Origin of the sequence: Kocuria rosea (assembly GCF_023715525.1) — a bacterium.
Taxonomy (GTDB): Bacteria; Actinomycetota; Actinomycetes; order Actinomycetales; family Micrococcaceae; genus Kocuria; species Kocuria rosea_A.
This window is the reverse complement of sequence record NZ_JAMBOG010000001.1, coordinates 25,750-44,590: the sequence shown is the minus strand read 5'-3', so window position 1 is coordinate 44,590 and position 18,841 is coordinate 25,750. Positions and strand designations below refer to the sequence as shown.

General features: G+C 74.0%; 21 protein-coding genes. 15 read left to right on the top strand and 6 right to left on the bottom strand.

What is annotated here, in order from left to right; translation table 11 throughout:
* Positions 1-23: 23 nt before the first annotated feature.
* Entirely contained in the window at positions 24-740 is a 717-nt protein-coding gene (locus M3185_RS00230) for a LuxR C-terminal-related transcriptional regulator (RefSeq protein ID WP_251331665.1), read from the bottom strand.
* 137 nt (positions 741-877) lie between these two features.
* On the bottom strand, positions 878-1,924 hold the full coding sequence (locus M3185_RS00225) for a hypothetical protein (RefSeq protein ID WP_251331664.1): 1,047 nt from the start codon (positions 1,922-1,924) through the stop codon (positions 878-880).
* A gap of 81 nt (positions 1,925-2,005) precedes the next feature.
* Here M3185_RS00225 and M3185_RS00220 point away from each other — a divergent pair, with 81 nt between their 5' ends.
* Positions 2,006-3,712: a long-chain-fatty-acid--CoA ligase gene (locus M3185_RS00220; protein WP_251331663.1), complete on the top strand. Its 1,707-nt coding sequence runs from the start codon at positions 2,006-2,008 to the stop codon at positions 3,710-3,712.
* Between the two features lie 16 nt (positions 3,713-3,728).
* On the opposite strand, the gene M3185_RS00215 is transcribed toward M3185_RS00220, so the two are convergent.
* The gene (locus M3185_RS00215; protein WP_251331662.1) at positions 3,729-4,343 is read right to left on the bottom strand and encodes a flavin reductase family protein; all 615 of its coding nucleotides are present in this window, start codon (positions 4,341-4,343) and stop codon (positions 3,729-3,731) included.
* Between the two features lie 163 nt (positions 4,344-4,506).
* On the opposite strand from M3185_RS00215, the gene M3185_RS00210 reads away from it, so the two are divergent.
* Together M3185_RS00210 and catC are read left to right on the top strand one after the other, a co-directional pair.
* Positions 4,507-5,391 (top strand): LysR substrate-binding domain-containing protein, encoded by an 885-nt coding sequence (locus tag M3185_RS00210; RefSeq protein WP_251331661.1) that lies wholly within the window; start codon positions 4,507-4,509, stop codon positions 5,389-5,391.
* A gap of 53 nt (positions 5,392-5,444) precedes the next feature.
* Positions 5,445-5,726 carry a muconolactone Delta-isomerase gene (gene catC, locus M3185_RS00205; protein ID WP_251331660.1) on the top strand — a complete coding sequence of 94 codons (282 nt, stop codon included), beginning with the start codon at positions 5,445-5,447 and terminating at the stop codon, positions 5,724-5,726.
* A gap of 265 nt (positions 5,727-5,991) precedes the next feature.
* Here the strand turns inward: catC and M3185_RS00200 are convergent, their stop codons facing one another.
* Both M3185_RS00200 and M3185_RS00195 read right to left on the bottom strand, forming a co-directional pair.
* Positions 5,992-6,474, bottom strand: coding sequence for a MarR family winged helix-turn-helix transcriptional regulator (locus tag M3185_RS00200; protein ID WP_251331659.1), 483 nt, complete (start codon positions 6,472-6,474; stop codon positions 5,992-5,994).
* Positions 6,475-6,546: 72 nt separating this feature from the next.
* Entirely contained in the window at positions 6,547-7,278 is a 732-nt protein-coding gene (locus M3185_RS00195; protein WP_251331658.1) for a hypothetical protein, read from the bottom strand.
* Positions 7,279-7,451: 173 nt separating this feature from the next.
* Here M3185_RS00195 and M3185_RS00190 point away from each other — a divergent pair, with 173 nt between their 5' ends.
* The gene (locus tag M3185_RS00190) at positions 7,452-8,528 is read left to right on the top strand and encodes a glutathione S-transferase family protein (RefSeq protein ID WP_251331657.1); all 1,077 of its coding nucleotides are present in this window, start codon (positions 7,452-7,454) and stop codon (positions 8,526-8,528) included.
* 120 nt (positions 8,529-8,648) lie between these two features.
* Positions 8,649-9,494 (top strand): HpcH/HpaI aldolase/citrate lyase family protein, encoded by an 846-nt coding sequence (locus tag M3185_RS00185; protein WP_251331853.1) that lies wholly within the window; start codon positions 8,649-8,651, stop codon positions 9,492-9,494.
* 67 nt (positions 9,495-9,561) lie between these two features.
* Here the strand turns inward: M3185_RS00185 and M3185_RS00180 are convergent, their stop codons facing one another.
* Positions 9,562-10,278, bottom strand: a complete 717-nt coding sequence (locus M3185_RS00180) for an HAD family hydrolase (protein ID WP_251331656.1) — start codon at positions 10,276-10,278, stop codon at positions 9,562-9,564.
* A gap of 150 nt (positions 10,279-10,428) precedes the next feature.
* Between M3185_RS00180 and M3185_RS00175 the strand changes: the two genes are divergently transcribed.
* From M3185_RS00175 to M3185_RS00130, 10 genes are all read left to right on the top strand, one after another.
* Positions 10,429-11,421: an LLM class flavin-dependent oxidoreductase gene (locus tag M3185_RS00175; RefSeq protein WP_251331655.1), complete on the top strand. Its 993-nt coding sequence runs from the start codon at positions 10,429-10,431 to the stop codon at positions 11,419-11,421.
* Between the two features lie 64 nt (positions 11,422-11,485).
* Complete coding sequence (locus M3185_RS00170; protein WP_251331654.1) at positions 11,486-12,532, top strand: NAD(P)-dependent alcohol dehydrogenase; 1,047 nt, start codon at positions 11,486-11,488, stop codon at positions 12,530-12,532.
* A 70-nt stretch (positions 12,533-12,602) separates the two neighbouring features.
* Entirely contained in the window at positions 12,603-14,840 is a 2,238-nt protein-coding gene (gene malQ, locus M3185_RS00165; RefSeq protein ID WP_251331653.1) for a 4-alpha-glucanotransferase, read from the top strand.
* Positions 14,837-15,682: an SGNH/GDSL hydrolase family protein gene (locus tag M3185_RS00160; protein ID WP_308222156.1), complete on the top strand. Its 846-nt coding sequence runs from the start codon at positions 14,837-14,839 to the stop codon at positions 15,680-15,682. The genes malQ and M3185_RS00160 overlap by 4 nt, the downstream gene beginning before the upstream one ends.
* Positions 15,679-16,584 (top strand): ABC transporter ATP-binding protein, encoded by a 906-nt coding sequence (locus M3185_RS00155; protein ID WP_251331652.1) that lies wholly within the window; start codon positions 15,679-15,681, stop codon positions 16,582-16,584. Before M3185_RS00160 ends, M3185_RS00155 begins: the two co-directional genes overlap by 4 nt.
* Before the next feature lie 274 nt (positions 16,585-16,858).
* Positions 16,859-17,095, top strand: coding sequence for a 50S ribosomal protein L28 (gene rpmB / locus M3185_RS00150; protein ID WP_251331651.1), 237 nt, complete (start codon positions 16,859-16,861; stop codon positions 17,093-17,095).
* Between the two features lies 1 nt (position 17,096).
* Positions 17,097-17,264 (top strand): 50S ribosomal protein L33, encoded by a 168-nt coding sequence (gene rpmG, locus M3185_RS00145; protein WP_017832642.1) that lies wholly within the window; start codon positions 17,097-17,099, stop codon positions 17,262-17,264.
* A 4-nt stretch (positions 17,265-17,268) separates the two neighbouring features.
* Entirely contained in the window at positions 17,269-17,574 is a 306-nt protein-coding gene (gene rpsN, locus M3185_RS00140; protein ID WP_251331650.1) for a 30S ribosomal protein S14, read from the top strand.
* A gap of 73 nt (positions 17,575-17,647) precedes the next feature.
* The gene (locus M3185_RS00135; RefSeq protein WP_251331649.1) at positions 17,648-17,932 is read left to right on the top strand and encodes an HU family DNA-binding protein; all 285 of its coding nucleotides are present in this window, start codon (positions 17,648-17,650) and stop codon (positions 17,930-17,932) included.
* A gap of 205 nt (positions 17,933-18,137) precedes the next feature.
* Positions 18,138-18,788 carry a hypothetical protein gene (locus M3185_RS00130; RefSeq protein ID WP_251331648.1) on the top strand — a complete coding sequence of 217 codons (651 nt, stop codon included), beginning with the start codon at positions 18,138-18,140 and terminating at the stop codon, positions 18,786-18,788.
* The last annotated feature ends 53 nt before the right edge of the window (positions 18,789-18,841 follow it).

Here is an 18,841-nt window from a genome sequence, read left to right as displayed (position 1 = left end):
TCCTCACAGGGGGCCGGGGCGGCTCACAGGTGCTTCTCCGCCGTGGTGATGTCCGCCGTGGGCTCCACGAGGCCGTCCTCGATCGCGCGGATCCGCAGGTCGATCTTCGTGGGGGCCGGGCGGCCGATGCGGGCGTACTTCTCCCGGATGCGGTCGATGTTGGTCTTGACCGCGCTCTGCTTGATCCCCATCCGGCGGGCCACCTGGACCTGGGCGAAGCCCGAGGCGTACAGGCGCAGGGTCTCCTGCTCGCGCGGCGAGAGATTCGCGCGGGAGAACTCGACGTCGCCGTCGATCGCGGCGGCCAGCTCCTTGGTGATCACCGGCCGGCCCTCGGCGATGTTACGGGCCTCCTCGATGGCGTGCTCGAGCGGGTCCGACTTGCGCACCAGGCCCAGGGCGCCGGCCCGCAGCGCCTCGCGGATCAGGGCGGCGTTCTCCCCGATGCTGAAGATCAGCACCTTCATCCCGGCGGCGCGCAGCAGCTCGACGTTGGTCGAGGGGCGGGACATGTCGTTGAGGGAGAGGTCCAGCAGCACGACCTCGCACTCGATGCGCTTGGCGCCCTGGCCGGTGAGGGCAGGGTTCTCCGGGTCGCGGCCCAGCTGGTCGAGCAGGTCGGGGACGGTCGAGGCCGACCCCACCAGCTTCACGTCGGCCTGGGAGGTCATGGAGACGAGACGGACGCCTTCCCGGACGACCTCGTGGTCATCGACGACGGCGACAAGGGTGGACGGCATGGGGCTTCCTCCGGGTGCTGCTCGGTGGCCGGCCCGCAGGTTTCTGCGTGGGGGTGACGGAAAACCCACCGAGGTGCTCCGATTGTGACCCCTGCCGCCGCGGGAGACGAATCCGACACGGCCTTCGTGGCACAACGTTACCGACCGGTGTCCCCCCAGCGGTCGACCCGGCGGTGGTACCGGGCGCCCCACAGCCCGCCGAGCACCGCGCCCAGCAGGTCGACGAGGAGCACGGCCGCGACCGCGAGCAGGCCGGGGGCCAGCAGGTCGCCGATCAGCGCCTGGGCGGAGACCCCCACGGGCGCGAGGCCGATCGTGTCCGCCCACACGAGGCCGGCCACGGTGGCGACGGAGCGGCCGAGCAGGGACCACAGCCACACGGACACCCCCTGGCGGGCCCCGGAGAACCGGGCCATCCGGCCCGCGGCATAGCCGCCGCCCAGGAACGCGAGGAACTCGGCGGCGCCGAGCACGACAGCGCCCGTCCAGGCGGCCGGCGACCCGGAGGCGAGCTCGTCGACGACGCCGCCCATCCCGTCGTCGAGCCGCAGCCCCGCGGCCGAGGCGGCCAGTCCCGCCAGGGCCAGCAGCAACCAGGTGAGGGCCAGGGCGCTGAGCCAGCCGAAGAAGCCGGGGACCAGCTGCAGGCCCCCGAACTCCTCCCGCTGGCGCGCGTAGCGGGTGGCGGGGTCGACCGGCAGGCCCGGGACGGGACCGGCACCCGTGGCCCCGTAGCCCTGCACCCCGTAGCCCGGCGTCCCGTGGCCCTGCACCCCGTAGCCCTGCACCCCGTAGCCCGGCGTCCCGTGGGCCGGCATCCCGTGGTCGGCGGGCACCGCCCGCTCGCGGGACACCGGCGGCGCGGAGGACAGCGGCGGCATCGGCGCCGGGGCCGGCGGGGCCAGGGGCGCCGTGGGGGTCGGGTCGGTGCGCGGGTGCAGGTCCTCGCCCCGGGAGCGCTGCGCGGCGACCGGCGGCAGCGGCCGGGTGTGCTGCGCGTCGTCGTCGGTGTCGTACCAGCTCCAGTCCTCGTCGCCGGCGGCCGGGGCCGCGGGGAGCCTGCTCACCGCGGGCAGCGGCCGGGTGGCGTCGGCGGAGCCGTGCGGATCCGTGTCCGCCCACGGCACCGGGTCGCCGTGGTCGTCCCAGGAGGATGACGTGCCGGGGGTCGAGGAGGGAGTCATGTCATCGAAGTCTACGGGGCTCGAGGCGCCGGGCCGAAGCGGACTGGGAAGCGGTCGAGGCCGCCGAGTAAGGTCGGAGCCATGCCTGCTGAACCCGCGCGCGACCTCCTCGGCGCCCGCCCCTGGACCGCCAGCTACGACCCCGGGGTCCCCGTGGACCTGGAGCTGCCCGAGACCTCGCTCGTGCACATGCTCGAGCGCTCGGTCGCCCGCAACGGCGCCGGGACGGCCCTCGAGTTCTTCGGGGCGACCACCTCCTACGCCGTCCTCGGCCGGCAGGTCGAGCGCGTCGCGGAGGGACTGCGCCGGCTGGGCGTGCAGGCCGGGGACCGCGTGGCGATCGTCCTGCCCAACTGCCCGCAGCACGTCGTCGCGTTCTACGCGGTGCTGCGCCTGGGCGCGGTCGTCGTGGAGCACAACCCGCTGTACACCGCCGCGGAGCTGCGCCACCAGTTCGAGGACCACGGGGCGCGCGTCGCGATCGTGTGGGACAAGGTCGCCGGCCGCGTCCGGTCGCTGCCGGCGCAGCTGCAGATCGACGCCGTGGTCTCCGTGGACATCACCGCCGCGATGCCGCGCTCGATGCGCCTGGCCCTGCGCCTGCCGCTGCCGAAGGCCCGGGCGTCCCGCGACCAGCTCACCGGCCCCGCCCCCGGCACCGTCCCGTGGCAGCGGCTGCTGTCCGCCGAGCCCCTCGCCGTCGACCACCCACGGCCCACGGCCCGCGACCTCGCCCTGCTGCAGTACACCTCCGGCACGACCGGGCTGCCCAAGGGCGCGATGCTCACGCACCGCAACCTGGAGTCCAACGCCACGATGGGCCGGCACTGGCTCGACTCCTCCGAGGACGAGGTCGTCTACGGCGTGCTGCCCCTCTTCCACGCGTTCGGCCTCACCCTGGGGGTGACCTTCGCGATGTCCCTGGGGGCGAAGCTCGTGCTGTTCCCCACCGTCAGCACGGACCTGGTGCTCAAGGCAATGAAGCGCTCACGGCCCACGGTCCTGCCCGCCGTGCCGCCGGTCTACCAGAAGCTGCTCGACGCGGCCGAGGAGCGCGGCGCGGACCTCAGCGGCATCACGGTGGCCGTCTCCGGCGCCATGACCCTGCCGGTCCCGCTCGTCGAGCGCTGGGAGCACGCCACCGGCGGCGTGCTCATCGAGGGCTACGGGCTCACCGAGTGCTCCCCGCTCGTGGCGTGCAACCCGCTCAACGACTCCCGCCGGGCCGGGTCCATCGGGATCCCCTTCCCCTCCACGCAGATCCGGCTGGTGGACCCCGAGACCTCCGAGGACGTGCCCGCGGGCGAGGAGGGCGAGCTGTGGGTGCGCGGCCCGCAGGTCTTCCAGGGCTACTGGAAGCGCCCCGACGAGACCGCCCGGACCCTCGTGGAGGACGGCTGGCTGCGCACCGGGGACATCGTCGCCGTGGACGAGGACGGGTTCCTGCGGGTCGTCGACCGGATCAAGGAGGTCGTCATCACGGGCGGGTTCAACGTGGCCCCCACCGAGGTGGAGAACGCCCTGAGGCTCCACGACGACGTCGAGGACGCCGCGGTGGTCGGCCTGCCCGACCCGCGCGGCAACGAGGTCGTGGTCGCCGCCGTCGTCCTGGCGCCGGGCGCCCGCCTGGACGAGCAGGCGCTGCGGGAGCACTGCTACGCGGAGGTCACCCGCTACAAGGTGCCGCGGCGGATCGTGGCCGTCGAGGACCTCCCCCGCACGATGCTCGGCAAGACGCTGCGCCGCAAGGTGCGCGAGCAGCTCCAGGAGACGGGCGTCCGGGTCTGAGCCCGGGCGGGCCCGCTCAGGGCAGGTCGGCCTCCGGGACGGCGTCGCGGTACGGGACCCGCCGGACGGTGCGCACGCGCCCCAGCTCCGCCCACTCGTCGTAGCCGAGCCGGGCGATGGGCCGCAGGGCCTCCACCAGGGGGCCCCGCTCGCCCATCGCGGCCGTGTCCACGGCCACGTGGGTCACCTCCCCGAACACGAGGAAGCTGTCGCCGATCGGCATCGGCTCCCGGTGGAGCCGGCACTCGATGGCCGCCGGCGACTCCGCGACCCGCGGGGCGGCCACGGTGAGGGAGGGCTCCCGGGTCAGCCCCACGGCGTCGAACTCGCTGATCTCCGCGGGGTAGTCGGTGCCCGTCGCGTTGATCTGCGCGAACAGCTGCGCAGGGGCGAGGTTCACGACGAACTCGCCCGTGCGCCGGATGTTGCGCAGGCTGTCCTTCTCCCCGTTGGAGACGAACTGCACGATCGTCGGCGTGAGCGAGGCGACCGTGAAGAACGAGTGCGGGGCCAGGTTGTCGAGGCCCGCGGCCGAGAGCGAGCTCACCCACGCGATCGGGCGGGGGACGACCAGGGCCTTCACCGCCCGGGCGAAGGAGCCGCGCCGGTCGGCGGGGATGTCGGTGCGCATGGGTCCCATTGCACCACCTCTGCCCGCTCCGGTCACGGCCCGCTGCGCCACGCTCCGGTCCGCACCGCACCCGGATCGATCTGCCCGGAGGTAGCCTGTGGACCAACAAGCAGCCGGTGGCCGACGAGGACCGCCGTGCGGACCGGGAGGACGGGCGCTCACGATGGAGATCCGGCAGCTCAACTACTTCATCGCCGTCGCCGAGGAGCGCCACTTCGGCCGGGCCGCCAAGCGCCTGCACATGGCCCAGCCGCCCCTGTCCCAGCAGATCCGCCAGCTCGAGGAGCAGCTCGGCGTGCGCCTGCTGGACCGCACCACCCGCCGGGTGGACCTGACCGCGGCCGGCCAGGTGCTCCTGGACCGGGGGCGGCGGATCGTCAACGATCTCGAGGCGCTCCGGGCCGACGTGTACCAGGTGGGGCAGGGGGCCACGGGCGTGCTGCGGGTGGGCTTCTCCGGATCGGCGACCTACGGGTTCATGCCCGGGATCGTCCGGCGCGCCAAGGAGGCCATGCCCGGCCTGTCGCTGAGCCTGCACGGCGAGATGCTGACCCCCGCCATGGAGGTCGGGCTGCGGGAGCACACGCTCGACGCGGCCCTGCTGCGCCCGCCGGTGGCCTCCCCGGACCTCGACTACCGGACCGTCTCGCGGGAGCCGCTCGTGGTGGCGCTGCCCTCCTTCAGCGCCCTCGCGGGGGACCGGCCCCTGGCCCTGCACGAGCTGCACGACCAGGAGTTCATCACCTACCCTCCGGACTCGGTGCTCTACCGCACCGTCGCCGACCTGTGCCGGCAGGCGGGCTTCCGGCCCCGGATCGCCCAGGTCGCGGCGGAGACCGCCACGCTGCTGTCCTTCGTGGCGGCCGGGGGCGGCGTGGCCGTGGTCCCCGCGACCGTGCGCGCGTTCCAGCTGGAGGGCGTGCTCTACCGCGACATCGAGCACTCGCCCCGGATCGAGCTCGCCGTCGCCTGGCGCCGGGGAGACCGCTCCGCGCTGCTGCACAACTTCCTGGACCTCGTCGTCGCCCCGGAGGGCGCCGTGCCCTGATCCCCGCGCCGGCCGCTGGACCCCGCACCCACCCGCAACGGAAGGACGTCACCGTGAAGTACCTGGTCCACATGGACATCGACCTGCCCCCGGAGCTGCCCGCCGAGGAGGCCGCGGAGCTGAGGGCCACCGAGAAGGCCTACTCCCAGGAGGTGCAGCGGGCGGGCAAGTGGCCCGAGATCTGGCGGGTGGTCGGCGAGTACGCCAACTACTCCGTCTTCGACGTCGACTCGCACGACGAGCTGCACGAGATCCTGCAGAACCTGCCGCTGTTCCCGTACATGGACATCACCGTGGTGCCGCTGGCCAAGCACCCCTCCGACATCAAGCAGTGACCGCTGTGACGCTCCGATCATGAAATTGCGTGGACCCGCTTGCTCATGCAGATCACTCGGTCTAGAGTGAATCCGTCGTCGGCGATGGCCCGGACGCGATCCCCCCATCGGCGTCCGGATGATCCCCGCCGACGTCTGGTGTCCCATTCCCCCGATCGGGATGCCCGACGAACCCCGCCGAACCCCCCAACCGGCGGGGTTCGTCCCTTTCCCGGCTCGTTCGCCACCGTCCCGCCGGCGCGCCCGGCCCGGTGCGCCCGGCCGCTCAGCAGAGGCCGAGCTCCTTGAGCCGCGGGGCGACCTTGGCGGAGACGGACAGGATCGCGTCCATCTCCTCCGGGGTCAGGTGGTCGATCAGCGCGGCCCGCACCATCGCCAGGTGGGCCGGGGCGGCGTTCTCGATGGCGCCTCGCCCCTCCGGGGTGATCCGGACGTCGAGCCCGCGCGCGTCGCTGTCGCAGGGCAGGCGCTCGAGGAGCCCGCGCTTGGCCATGCGGGAGAGCAGGTGGGAGAGCCGGCTGCGCTCCCATCCGAGCTGGTTGAGGAGGTCGCGCGAGCGGGCGACGCCCGTGCTGCTCTCGGAGAGCAGGACCAGCACCTCGTACTCCGAGCCGGACAGGGCGCTGTCGCGGGCCAGCTGGCGGTCGATCGCGGTCTGCATGCTGCGGCTCAGCAGCAGGAAGCCGCGCCACACGCGCTGCTCCTCGTCGGTGAGCCAGTTGACCTCGGTCGTCTCCGGCGCGCTCATGCGGTGGTCCCTTCTCGTGTGCGGAAACCCCCAGCTTATATTGACGTGTCAACAAATGTCAAGGGGGGCGGCTCACTCCGGTGCGGTGCCGCCGGAGGGCGGGGGGCCGGCGTCCGGGCCGCGGCGAGCGGTTCCCCGCGGGCCGTGGCGCGGGGGAGGGCGGTGGTGGACCCACCCCGGGTCGTAGTAGTCCGGTCCGGGCGGGCCCGGGTCCCGCCGCTCGCGCCGCCGGAGCTGCTCGGCGTAGCCGGTGGGGCGCAGCGGTGAGTCGTCGTCGTCGCGCAGGGTGAACGAGGCCATCGCCACCAGCCCGAATCCCAGGGCCGCGGCGACCACGAGCGTCATCCCCGAGACGACCAGCACGGTGACCCACTGGGCGACCAGGTGTGCGCGGGCGGTGCCGGCGAGGACCGGCTCCACGGCGAACACCGCCCCGAGCGCGACCAGGCCCAGCAGCAGCAGTGCCGAGGGGATCAGCCACAGCCTGGACAGGCTCCGCAGCGGAGGGGCCGAGGCGTCGCGGAAGGCCGGGCTCAGCTGGGCCTGCACGCTCACGAAGCCAGCGATCCCCAGCAGCACGAGCAGGGTCCCGGCCGTCCACCCCCAGCGCAGGCCCAGGGCCGTGAGCCCGGCACCCAGCAGCACGCCGAGCATCACGAGGGTGAACGAGAGTCCGCGCGCCATCCGCCGGGCGGCGCGCGGCGGGCCGGCGGGGGCGGTCGCGGGCCGCCGCCGGGCACGGGCCGAGAGCTCCTCGGGGGAGAGGCGCCGTCCGTACTCGGGCTCGTTGCCGTGGGGGCTCATGGTCGGTGGTTCCGGGGTCGCGGGGGTGGGGACGCCTCCACTGTAGACCTCGCCCCCGACAGGACTTCCTGGCGCCCCGGGGATAATGGACATATCATCAAACCCCGGGGTTCCGCCCCGGCCGTCCCGCCGTCGAGCGGCGCCCCGTTCTGCCGAGCGCCCGAGGAGCCACCATGTCACAGCGCAGCACCAAGCACTCCGAGCACAGCACCGCCGGCGCCTACGTGCACGCCGGCGAGGAGTTCACCCGCGACACCGCCTACATCGAGGACCGGATCGTCCGCGACCCGCAGCGCGCCGTCGTCGCGGAGGGCGCCCGGGCGTGGTCCGTCGAGGCGGGCCGCTACCGGCTCGTGGCCGCCCGCGCCTGCCCCTGGGCCAACCGGACCCTCATCGTGCGCCGCCTGCTGGGGCTGGAGGACGCCCTCTCGGTGGGCCTGCCCGGGCCCGTGCACGACGCCCGGTCGTGGACCTTCGACCTGGGCCCGGACGGGAAGGACCCCGTGCTGGGGATCGAGCGCCTGCAGCAGGCGTACTTCGCCCGCTTCCCCGGCTACCCCCGCGGCATCACCGTCCCCGCGGTCGTGGAGATCGCGAGCGGGCAGGTGGTCACCAACGACTTCCCGCAGCTCACCGAGGACCTCGCCAAGGAGTGGACGGCGTTCCACCGGGAGGGCGCGCCCGACCTGTGGCCGGCCGCCCTCGAGGACGAGATGCGGGACGTCATGCGCCGCGTCTACACCGAGGTCAACAACGGGGTCTACCGCTGCGGCTTCGCCGGCTCCCAGCGGGCCTACGAGCAGGCCTACGAGCGGCTGTGGGCCGCGCTGGACTGGCTCGAGGAGCGCCTCGCGACCCGCCGCTACCTCATGGGCGAGCACATCACCGAGGCCGACGTGCGGCTCTTCACGACGCTGGTGCGCTTCGACCCCGTCTACCACTCCCACTTCAAGTGCTCCCGCAACAAGCTCACCGAGATGCCCCGCCTGTGGGGCTACGCCCGCGACCTGTTCCAGACCCCCGGCTTCGGCGACACCGTGGACTTCCAGCAGGTCAAGGAGCACTACTACGTGGTCCACGAGGACATCAACCCGTCGCAGATCGTGCCGGTGGGCCCGGCGCTCGGCAACTGGGTCTCCCCGCACGGGCGCGAGGCGCTCGGGGGTTCCCCGTTCGGGACCGGCACGGCCCCCGGGCCGGTGCGCCCGGACGAGCGGGTTGACCAAGCTCACACCCCGCTGCCGGCCTGAGGTTCCCCCGCCCCCGGCGCCGGCCCTAGAATGGTCAGCTTGAGCGCCCCGGGCGGGTCCGCCCACGACGACCTGCACCCGGGGCCGTCCGTGCCCGCCGCACCCCTGGAAAGGACCCCCGTGGCCCCCTACCGCAACCAGCGCGCCGCCGCCCTGCCCGCCCGCCTCTCCCGCTCGTGGCTGCTGACCTCGGCCGCCGACCCCTCGAAGTTCCCCGCGGCGCTGGCCTCCGAGGCCGACTCCGTGATCTTCGACATCGAGGACGCCGTGCCGGCCGAGGGCAAGGCCGAGGCCCGGAACAACGTGGTCGAGGCCCTCAACGCGGGCGCGAGCGCGTGGGTGCGGATCAACGACATCTCCACCCCGTACTGGGAGGACGACCTCGCGGCCCTCAGCCGCGTGGACCACCTGCGCGGGATCATGCTCGCCAAGACCGAGCACCCCGACCACATCACGAAGACCGCCATGATGGCCGCCGCGGGCACCCCCGTCGTGGCCCTCATCGAGTCCGCCGTGGGCATCATGAACGCCAACGCCATCGCACGGGCCCCCGGGGTCTTCCGCCTCGCCTTCGGCGTGGGCGACTTCCGCCGCGACACCGGCGCCAGCGGGGACCCCATGGCGCTGGCCTTCGCGCGCTCGACGCTCGTGGTCGCCTCCCGGGTCGGCGAGCTGCCCGGGCCGATCGACGGCCCCGCCGTGGGGGCCTCCGGGGCGGAGCTCGCAGAGGCGTGCGAGGTCACCCACTCGATGGGCATGACCGGCAAGCTGTGCCTGGACCCGGCCCAGACGGACGGGATCAACCGGGCCCTCGCCCCGAGCGACCAGGAGATCACCTGGGCGCGGGAGCTGATCGAGCAGCACGACTCCGGGCACACCGTGGGCGACGGCAGCTACCTCCCGCGCCTCGCCCGGGCCCGCAAGGTCTCGGAGCTCGCGCAGACCTACGGCCTCTGGAACCGCTGACCCCGCAGCGCCACCGGCGCGCCCGCCACGACCGCCCGGTCCGCCTCCGCGTGCCGGGCGGTCGTACTCAGCCCAGCCAGCGGGCCATCAGCTCCCGGAACGCCGGATCCGTCAACGACGTGACCCGCAGGTGCGCCGGAACGGGGTCCCCGTCCGGCAGGGACGGCACCGCGGTCACCACCAGCCCTGCGGCCACGGCCGACGCGGCCCCCGCCGCGGAGTCCTCCACCGCGAGCGCCTCGCCGGGGGCGAAGCCCAGCCGCCGCACGGCCTCGAGGTAGATGTCCGGGGCGGGCTTGCCGCGGGGCACGTCGTCGGACGAGACCCAGGTGGTGAGGTAGGGGGCGAACCCGGCCGACTCGAGCTTCACCCCGAGGATCGTGCGCGTGGAGTTGCTGGCCACCGCCACCGGCACGCGCTGCGCGAACGCGCGCACCGTCTCGAGCGCGCCCTCGATCGGGACCAGCCGCCCGGACAGGATCTGCTCCTCGGTGCGCAGGACGTCGGCGTAGACGAGGGCGCGGTCGGCGTGGGCGGCGCCGGCGATCGCGTCCGCGACGTCCGCCGCCGACCAGCCCATCATCCTCCGCTGGTCGGCGTCCGTGTACTCCAGCCCGTTGCGCTCGGAGACGATGCGCTGGACCTCCGCCCAGTTCGCCTCCGTGTCCATGAGGATGCCGTCGCAGTCGAAGACCACGCACGCCGGGACCCACTCCGGGGCCGGCGCGGGCAGGACCGCCGAGGGTCCTGCGGGGGAGGGGACGGGGTGCGCAGAAGAGGTCATGCTCCCATGGTGCCCCACCCCGGGGGTCCCCGGGCCGCCGTGTGAGCAGGACGACGCCGCGGCGGGGCACGGAATAACGCCCCCCGTCCCGGGTGTTGCCGCCACCGAACGACCTCCCCGACCCCATCCCCGAACCGGAAGAAGCCGCCCGTGCCCGCCCCCTCCCACGTCCCGCTGTCCGCCCTCGACCTCGTCCCCCTGTCCGAGGGCCGCTCCACCGCGGACGCCCTGCGGGAGGCGACGGCCCTCGCCCGCCGGCTCGAGGCCGCCGGCTACGGGCGGCTGTGGTACGCCGAGCACCACAACACGGAGGCGTTCGCGTCCTCCGCGACCGCCGTGCTCATCGGCCAGGCGCTCGCCGCGACCGAGCACCTGCGCGTGGGCTCCGGCGGGATCATGCTGCCCAACCACGTGCCGCTGACCGTGGCGGAGGCCTTCGGCACGCTCGCCAACCTCTACCCGGGGCGCGTCGACCTCGGGCTGGGCCGCGCCCCGGGCACCGACATGCGCACGGCGCTCGAGCTGCGCCGCGGCTCCGCCGGCCACGACACCTTCGAGGCCGACGTGCGCCGGCTGGTGCGGCTGTTCGGCGGGCAGGAGCAGGAGGTCGTGCGCGCGCCGGTGGCCCGGACCACGGACGTGCCGCTGTGGATCCTCGGCTCCTCGACGGGCGGGGCGGAGCTCGCCGCCCGGCTGGGCCTGCCCTACGCCTTCGCCTCCCACTTCGCCCCGGCCATGATCATGGACGCGATCGCCCTGTACCGGCAGCGCTTCGACGCCGGGGCCCCCACCGCCACGATCGAGCGCCCCCACGTCATGGTGGCGGCCAACGTCCTCGCCGCCGACTCGGACGAGGAGGCCCGGCACCAGTTCACGACCCACCAGCTGCTCGTGCGCGGGCTGGCCCGCAACGACCGCGGCCCCCTGCGCCCGCCCGTGGACCGGGTCGAGCTGACCGCGGCCGAGGCGGCCATGGTGGAGCAGCACCTCGCCGTCTCGGCGGTCGGCACCCCGGAGCACGTCGTCGCGGAGCTCGAGCAGATCGTGGAGATCACCCAGGCCGACGAGCTGATGCTCAACAGCTACGCCCACGACCCCGAGGTCCGCGCCCGCTCCTACGAGCTGGTCGCGCAGGCCTGGTGAGCCGCCGGCCCCCCGGCCCGTCCCGTCCGTCCCCGTCCGACCCGCCCCACGACAGGAGCACCGCATGAGCACCGTCCCCGCCCTCGAGGCCACCTCCGCCGGCTCCGGCTTCCGCCGCACCACGATCGAGCGCCGCGCGGTCGGTCCCCGCGACGTCGAGATCCGCATCGACTACGCCGGGATCTGCCACTCCGACATCCACACCGCCCGCGACGAGTGGGGCGGCACCCGCTACCCCGTGACCCCCGGCCACGAGATCGTCGGCCGCGTGCTCGCGGTGGGCGAGGCCGTCGAGGGCTTCGCCCCCGGCGACACCGTGGGGGTCGGCTGCTTCGTCGACTCGTGCGGGCGCTGCGAGTACTGCACCACCGGCCAGGAGAACTTCTGCACGCAGGGCGTGGTCGGCACCTACAACGCCCCGCTGCCCGACGGCACCGTGACGAAGGGCGGCTACAGCCGGGGGATCGTCGTCGACGAGCGCTTCGTGATGCACGTGCCCGACGCCCTCGACCCGGCACGCGCGGCCCCGCTGCTGTGCGCCGGGATCACGACGTACGCCCCGCTCAAGCGCTGGGGCGCCGGGCCCGGCCGCAAGGTCGCCGTCCTGGGGATGGGCGGGCTCGGCCACGTCGCGGTGAAGATCGCCGCGGCCATGGGCGCCGAGGTGACCGTGCTCAGCCAGAGCCTGTCCAAGCAGGACGACGGCCTCGCCTTCGGCGCGGTCGACTACTTCGCCACGAAGGACCCGGAGACGTTCGCCCGCAACCGGGGCCGCTTCGACCTGATCCTCAACACCGTCTCCGCGGACCTGCCGATCGAGCAGTACCTGTCCCTGCTGCGGGTCAACGGCGTGCTGTGCTCGGTGGGGCTGCCCACCGAGCCGTACAGCGTGCGCCCCGGCGCGCTGGTGGGCACCCAGCGGGTGCTCACCGGCTCCATGGTCGGCGGGCTCCCCGAGCACCAGGAGATGCTCGAGTTCTGCGCCGAGCACGGCGTCGAGGCGGAGATCGAGCTGATCGGCGCCGACGACGTCGACGCCGCCTACGACCGGGTCGTCGCCTCGGACGTGCGCTACCGGTTCGTCGTCGACGTCGCCCGCACCCTCGCGTAGCGCGGGGCCCGCCCGGGGCGGACCGTCAGCCCACTGCGCGTCGCGACGCGCACTGGTTAGAGTGGGGCCCATGGCCGACACCACCACCACCAGCGACGCGCTGCGCCGGCTCGCCGAGGCGCACCGGGTCTCCACGACCTACTCCGGGTTCGACGGGCAGGAGCGGGAGGTCCCGGAGCCGACCCTGCGGGCCGTGCTCACGGCCCTGGGCGCCGACGCCTCCGACGACGCCGCGGTCGAGGCGGCGCTCGCCGAGCGCGACCGCGCGCCGTGGCGGCGGCTGCTGCCGTCCGTCGTCGTCGCCGTCGCCGGCGCCCGGACCCGCTTCGCCGTCCACGTCCCCCACGGCTCCCCGGTGCGGGTGACGGTCGTGGCGGAGGACGGCAGGACGACCACCGCCGGGCAGGTCGAGAACTGGCGCTCCCCGCGCGACGTCGACGGCGTGCTCACGGGACAGGCCACCTTCGAGGTCCCCGAGCACCTGGCCGTGGGCTGGTACGAGCTGCGGGCGGAGTGCCCCGACGTCGACGGCGGGCGCCCCGCCACGGCGCCGCTGGCGGTGACCCCCCGGCGGCTGTCGACCACGGACCGGCTCCACAGCCGGCGCCGCTGGGGCTACATGGCGCAGATCTACTCGGTGACGTCCGGGCGCTCGTGGGGGGTCGGGGACGTCTCCGACCTCGCGAGCCTCGCCGCCATCTCGGGGGAGCAGGGTGCGGACTACCTGCTCGTCAACCCGCTGCACGCCGCCGAGCCCACCCCTCCGGTGGAGCCCTCGCCGTACCTGCCCACCAGCCGCCGGTTCTTCAACCCGCTCTACCTGCGCATCGCCGAGGTCCCGGAGTACGCCTACCTGCGCCCGGCCGACCTCGAGGTCGTGAGCACGCTGGCCGCCATCCAGCGCAGGGACAACCTCGACACCACCTCCATCGACCGGGACAAGGCGTACGCGGCGAAGCTCAAGAGCCTCGAGCTGCTGTTCACGGTCCGCCGCTCCCCGCACCGCCAGCAGCAGCTGCGCCGCTTCGTGGCCGAGGGCGGGCAGGGCCTGCAGGACTTTGGCCTGTGGTGCGCGCTGCGGGAGGAGCTCGGGGAGGACGCCCCCGAGTGGGCCGACGCGGCCGCGACCCCCGACTCCCCGTACGCGGTGGAGGCGCGCACCCGGCTGTCCCGCCGGATCGACTTCCACGTGTGGATGCAGTGGCTGCTCGACGAGCAGCTCGAGGCCGCCCAGCGCGCGGCCCACCTCGCCGGGATGGACATCGGCGTGATCCACGACCTGGCCGTGGGCGTGCACAAGCAGGGCGCCGACGCGTGGACCCTCCAGGACGTCCTCGCGTCCGGGGTCAGCGTGGGCGCGCCCGCCGACATGTACAACCAGAAGGGCCAGAACTGGTCCCAGCCCCCGTGGCACCCCGAGCGCCTCGCCGAGGCCGGGTACCTGCCCTGGCGGGACATGCTGCGCACCATCTTCCGGCACGCCGGGGGCATCCGCGTGGACCACATCCTGGGCCTCTACCGGCTGTGGTGGATCCCGGACGGCCAGGAGGCCTCCGACGGCGCCTACGTCTACTACGACCACGAGGCGATGGTCGGGATCCTCGCGCTCGAGGCCGAGCTCGCCGGTGCCGTGGTCGTCGGCGAGGACCTCGGCACCCTCGAGCCGTGGGTGCGGGAGCACCTCGCCGAGCGCGGCGTGCTGGGCACCTCCATCCTGTGGTTCGAGCTGGACGAGGACGGGGAGGAGCCCCTCGACCCGTCCCTGTACCGGGAGCTGAGCATGGCCTCGGTGAACACCCACGACTTCCCGCCCACCGCCGGGTTCCTCGAGGGCGTCCAGGTGGACGTCCGCGAGCAGCTCGGGCTGCTGGCCCGCCCCGCCGAGGAGGAGCGCGCCGAGGCCCGCAAGCAGCTGGACACGTTCTTCGCGGCGGTCGCGGCCAAGGGACTGCTCCCGCACGGCGAGGCCACGGACGAGCAGGGCAGGATCGAGGCGCTGCACCGCTACCTCGCGCAGTCCCCGGCGCTGCTGCTCAACGTCTCGCTCGTGGACGCGGTCGGCGAGCGGCGGATGCAGAACCAGCCGGGCACCGGCGACGAGTACCCCAACTGGCGGGTGCCCCTGGCCGACGGCGCGGGCAACCCCGTCCTGCTCGAGACCCTCCCGGACAACGACCGCGCGAACTCCCTGGTGCGCGCCGTCAACGAGGCCCTGGGCATCCGGCCCCGCCTGCGGCAGGTGGGGGAGCCCGAGCAGCCGCAGGGCGTCGACCGCGCCGCGCCCGACGCCGGGGGGCGCAGCGCGTGACGACGACGACCGACCTGCTCGCGCACCCCGTGCGCTACGTGGCCATCGGCGACTCGATGACCGAGGGCGTGGGCGATCCCGACCCCGCCCGCCCCAACGGGGTGCGCGGCTGGGCCGACCTCGTGGCCGAGCAGCTCACCGCCGCCCGCCCGGACACCCGCTACGCGAACCTGGCGGTCCGCGGCCGGCTGCTGCGCGGGATCGTCGAGGAGCAGCTCGACCCGTGCCTGGCCCTGGAGCCGACCCTCGTGAGCCTCTACGCGGGCGGCAACGACATGCTGCGTCCCCGGGCGGACGTGGACGCCCTCATGGAGGACTACGAGGCGGCGGTGGCGCGGCTGCGGGCCTCCGGCGCCCGGGTGGTGCTGTTCACGGCCTTCGACCCGGGCCGCGACGCCCCCACCTCCTGGACCCGGCCCCGTCAGGCCCTCTACAACGAGCACGTGCGGGAGATCGCCGACCGGCACGGGTGCCTGGTCCTCGACTACTGGCGGATGCGCGCGCTGCAGGACTGGCGCTACTGGGCGGTGGACCGGCTGCACATGTCCGCCGCGGGGCACGCGTTCGTGGCGGCCCGGATGCTGGAGCTGCTGGGCGTGGAGCACGCGCTCGAGCTGCCCGCCACCGACCGGCTGCCGGTCACCGCGACCCCCGGCGTGCTCAAGGAGGACCTGTACTGGGCCCGCGAGTACCTGCTGCCGTGGATCGGGCGGCGGCTGCGCGGCACGTCGTCCGGGGACGCCGTCGCCCCGCGGTACCCGCAGTACACGGCGCTGCACCCGCGCGAGGTCGTCCCCGCCGGGCCCGCGGAGCGCCCCGGCCGCGAGGAGACCCGCCCGTGACCTCCCTGCGCACCGTCGACCTCAGCCTGGCCTACGGGGCGGAGCACGTCCTGCGGGACGTCTCCGTGGAGATCCCCGAGGGGAGGGTGACCGTCATCGTGGGCGCGAACGCCTCCGGCAAGACCACCCTGCTGCGGGGCCTCGCCCGGATGCTGCGCCCCACCACGGGCCTCGTCCTGCTCGACGGCAAGGACATCCACTCCCGCTCCTCGAAGTACGTGGCCACCGTGATGGGCCTCCTGCCCCAGGACGCCCCCGAGCACTCCGGGCTGACCGTCACCGAGCTCGTCTACCGCGGCCGCACCCCCCACCGCCGGGGCCTGCTCGGCGGCTACGGCCCGCAGGACGAGCAGGCCGTGCGCCGGGCGATCGCCCTGACCGGTCTGGAGCCGGTGGCCGGGCGCGCCGTGGACGACCTCTCCGGGGGCCAGCGCCGGCGCGCCTGGATCGCGATGGCCCTGGCCCAGGAGACCGAGATCCTGCTCCTGGACGAGCCCACCGCGTTCCTCGACGTCGCCAACGAGGTCGAGGTCCTGGACCTGCTCACCGACCTCAACCGGCGCGAGGGCACCACCATGGTGCTCGTCCTGCACGACCTCAACCTCGCCGCCCGCTACGCGGACCACCTCGTGGCCCTCAAGGACGGGGAGGTCGCCCGGCAGGGCGCCCCGGCCGAGGTGCTCACCGAGAGGTTCCTCACGGACGTGTTCGGGCTGCGGGCGCGGATCGTGCTCGACCCCGTCTCCCGCACCCCGCTGATCGTCCCCATCGGCCGCCACCACTCGTACGCGGCGATCGACTGCCGCTACCCGATCGGCCGGGATCCCGGGGCCCGGCCCGCCCCCGTGCGGATGGTCGGGGAGCCGCCCGGTTTGCGGCCCCCGGGGGAGCCGGTAGACTGACCCGAAGCTGGTCACGCCTGACGTCAAGTTGCGGGGGAGCCCGTGCGGGCCTAGAATTCAAGGCTGTCGTGTGGTGGAGTCCACCTTCCGGCACCTTGATTCTCACCGTCTTCATCGTGGCGAGGCCCCGCCGGTTCCCGCCGCGGGCCTTACGAGAGGGCCCGGTTGGCGAACGGTGGCATTTCTCAGGTGACGGGACGCTCGGCCGCGGGTGAGGGATCATCCGCGGCGCCCACTGCGTGCCGTCATTTCGTCAACATTGGAGGAGAACACTATGGCAGCGCACTGCCAGGTGACCGGAGCTCAGCCGGGCTTTGGCCACAGCATTTCGCACTCGCACCGCCGTACCAAGCGCCGGTTCGACCCGAACATTCAGAAGAAGCGTTACTGGGTGCCCTCGCTGCGCCGCAACGTGACGCTCAACGTCAGCGCCAAGGGCATCAAGGTCATCGACGCCCGTGGCATCGACGCCGTCGTCACCGACATGCTCGCACGTGGGGAGAAGATCTGACATGGCCAAGGACAAGGACGTTCGTCCCATCATCAAGCTGAAGTCCACCGCCGGCACGGGCTTCACCTATGTGACCCGCAAGAACCGCCGCAACGACCCGGACCGCATGGTGCTCAAGAAGTACGACCCGGTCGTCCGCAAGCACGTCGATTTCCGCGAGGAGCGCTGAATCCATGGCCAAGAAGTCCAAGATCGCCAAGAACGAGCAGCGCAAGGTCGTCGTCGAGCGCTACGCCGCGAAGCGTGCCGAGCTCAAGAAGACCCTGGTCGACGAGAACGCGACCCCCGAGGCCCGCGAGGAGGCCCGCCTGGGCCTGCAGAAGCTGCCCCGCGACGCCTCCCCGGTCCGCCTGCGCAACCGCGACCAGATCGATGGCCGCCCCCGCGGTACGATCCAGAAGTTCGGCATCTCCCGCGTCCGCTTCCGCGCGATGGCGCACCGCGGCGAACTGCCCGGCATCTCTAAGTCGAGCTGGTAGTTTCTGACGCAGGAGCGCGGGCTGTCCCTGACGCCGTGCTCCCCCACGACCCCGAGTCCAGGAGGACATGAACATGGCTAAGAACCGCAGTGAACTCGTCGCAGAGGTCGCCGAGAAGGCCGGCACGACCAACGCCGCCGTCAACGGTGTGCTGGACGCGCTGTTCCAGGTCTTCGAGGAGTCCGTCTCCGCCGGTGAGAAGATCACCATCCCGGGCTGGCTGGCCGTCGAGCGCACCGACCGTGCCGCTCGCACCGGGCGCAACCCGCAGACCGGCGAGACCATCGAGATCCCGGCCGGCCACGGCGTCAAGCTGACCGCTGGTTCCAAGCTCAAGGCGGCTGTCTCCAACAAGTGAGCGCCTCCGCAGGTCCGTCTCGGACCTCGTCCACCGGCTTCGTCCGAAGGGGCGGTCCCCGCACCGGGGACCGCCCCTTCGGCGTCTCCGGGGGCCCCGCCGGTGCCGCCCGCCCCGGTCCGCCGCGATTGGCCCGGCCCCGCAGGCGCGGCGCATAATTGGAGCGCCGAGCCGTCCGGCCGGCGGTCCGAGGGGAGGTGGCGGCGTGGGCCCACGCGCGCAGCGCCTCGCCCGCGGCTGGACCGGAGCGGGCCTCGCCACCTTCTTCGCCGCCGCGTCCCACGTCGCCGCGGACGGGCCGGCCCCGCCCGCGGTGCTGGTGCTCCTCTCCCTGGCCCTGTCGGGGCCGCTGTGCGTCGCCCTGGCCGGGCGGATGCTCTCGCGGGCCTCGCTGCTGGCCGGCGTGCTGCTCAGCCAGGGCCTCCTGCACGCCCTCTTCGCCGGGACCGGCGCCGTCACCACGGTCGTCGACGCCACCCGGCCGGCGGGCCTCCACGGAGCCGCCCACGCCGGCCCCGCCCTCGTGCTGGAGGTCGAGTCCCACGCCGGTCCCGCCATGGTCCTCTCGCACGTGCTGGCCGCCGCGGCCTGCTACGCCCTGGTGCGCCACGGCGAGGTCGCGGCCGTGGTCCTGCTGGACACCCTGCGGCTGCGCGTGCGGCGGCTGTGGCAGGCCCTGTCCGTCCCGCTCGCCGTGCCCCGGCCCCGTGCCGCGGCCGGCGGGCGCCCGCACGTGCTGACCGACCAGTCCCTGCTGCGCCCGGTGCGCTCCCACCGGGGGCCGCCGCCCGTCCGTCGTCGTGGCCCCCGGCGCTCCGCCCTCCCCGGCGGACCCGCCCCGCTGCCCGCCGGCTGACCCGGCCGCACGGTCCCGTGCGCGCCGGCGCCGGGCGCGGAGCCGGGCGCACG

What these genes read in the sequence shown, in the direction of transcription:
- M3185_RS00230 (WP_251331665.1), bottom strand. Translation starts at nt 740, where the DNA reads ATGCCGTCCACCCTTGTCGCCGTCGTCGATGACCACGAGGTCGTCCGG.
- M3185_RS00225 (WP_251331664.1), bottom strand. Translation starts at nt 1,924, where the DNA reads ATGACTCCCTCCTCGACCCCCGGCACGTCATCCTCCTGGGACGACCAC.
- M3185_RS00220 (WP_251331663.1), top strand. Translation starts at nt 2,006, where the DNA reads ATGCCTGCTGAACCCGCGCGCGACCTCCTCGGCGCCCGCCCCTGGACC.
- M3185_RS00215 (WP_251331662.1), bottom strand. Translation starts at nt 4,343, where the DNA reads ATGCGCACCGACATCCCCGCCGACCGGCGCGGCTCCTTCGCCCGGGCG.
- M3185_RS00210 (WP_251331661.1), top strand. Translation starts at nt 4,507, where the DNA reads ATGGAGATCCGGCAGCTCAACTACTTCATCGCCGTCGCCGAGGAGCGC.
- M3185_RS00200 (WP_251331659.1), bottom strand. Translation starts at nt 6,474, where the DNA reads ATGAGCGCGCCGGAGACGACCGAGGTCAACTGGCTCACCGACGAGGAG.
- M3185_RS00195 (WP_251331658.1), bottom strand. Translation starts at nt 7,278, where the DNA reads ATGAGCCCCCACGGCAACGAGCCCGAGTACGGACGGCGCCTCTCCCCC.
- M3185_RS00190 (WP_251331657.1), top strand. Translation starts at nt 7,452, where the DNA reads ATGTCACAGCGCAGCACCAAGCACTCCGAGCACAGCACCGCCGGCGCC.
- M3185_RS00180 (WP_251331656.1), bottom strand. Translation starts at nt 10,278, where the DNA reads ATGACCTCTTCTGCGCACCCCGTCCCCTCCCCCGCAGGACCCTCGGCG.
- M3185_RS00170 (WP_251331654.1), top strand. Translation starts at nt 11,486, where the DNA reads ATGAGCACCGTCCCCGCCCTCGAGGCCACCTCCGCCGGCTCCGGCTTC.
- malQ (WP_251331653.1), top strand. Translation starts at nt 12,603, where the DNA reads ATGGCCGACACCACCACCACCAGCGACGCGCTGCGCCGGCTCGCCGAG.
- rpmB (WP_251331651.1), top strand. Translation starts at nt 16,859, where the DNA reads ATGGCAGCGCACTGCCAGGTGACCGGAGCTCAGCCGGGCTTTGGCCAC.
- rpmG (WP_017832642.1), top strand. Translation starts at nt 17,097, where the DNA reads ATGGCCAAGGACAAGGACGTTCGTCCCATCATCAAGCTGAAGTCCACC.
- rpsN (WP_251331650.1), top strand. Translation starts at nt 17,269, where the DNA reads ATGGCCAAGAAGTCCAAGATCGCCAAGAACGAGCAGCGCAAGGTCGTC.
- M3185_RS00135 (WP_251331649.1), top strand. Translation starts at nt 17,648, where the DNA reads ATGGCTAAGAACCGCAGTGAACTCGTCGCAGAGGTCGCCGAGAAGGCC.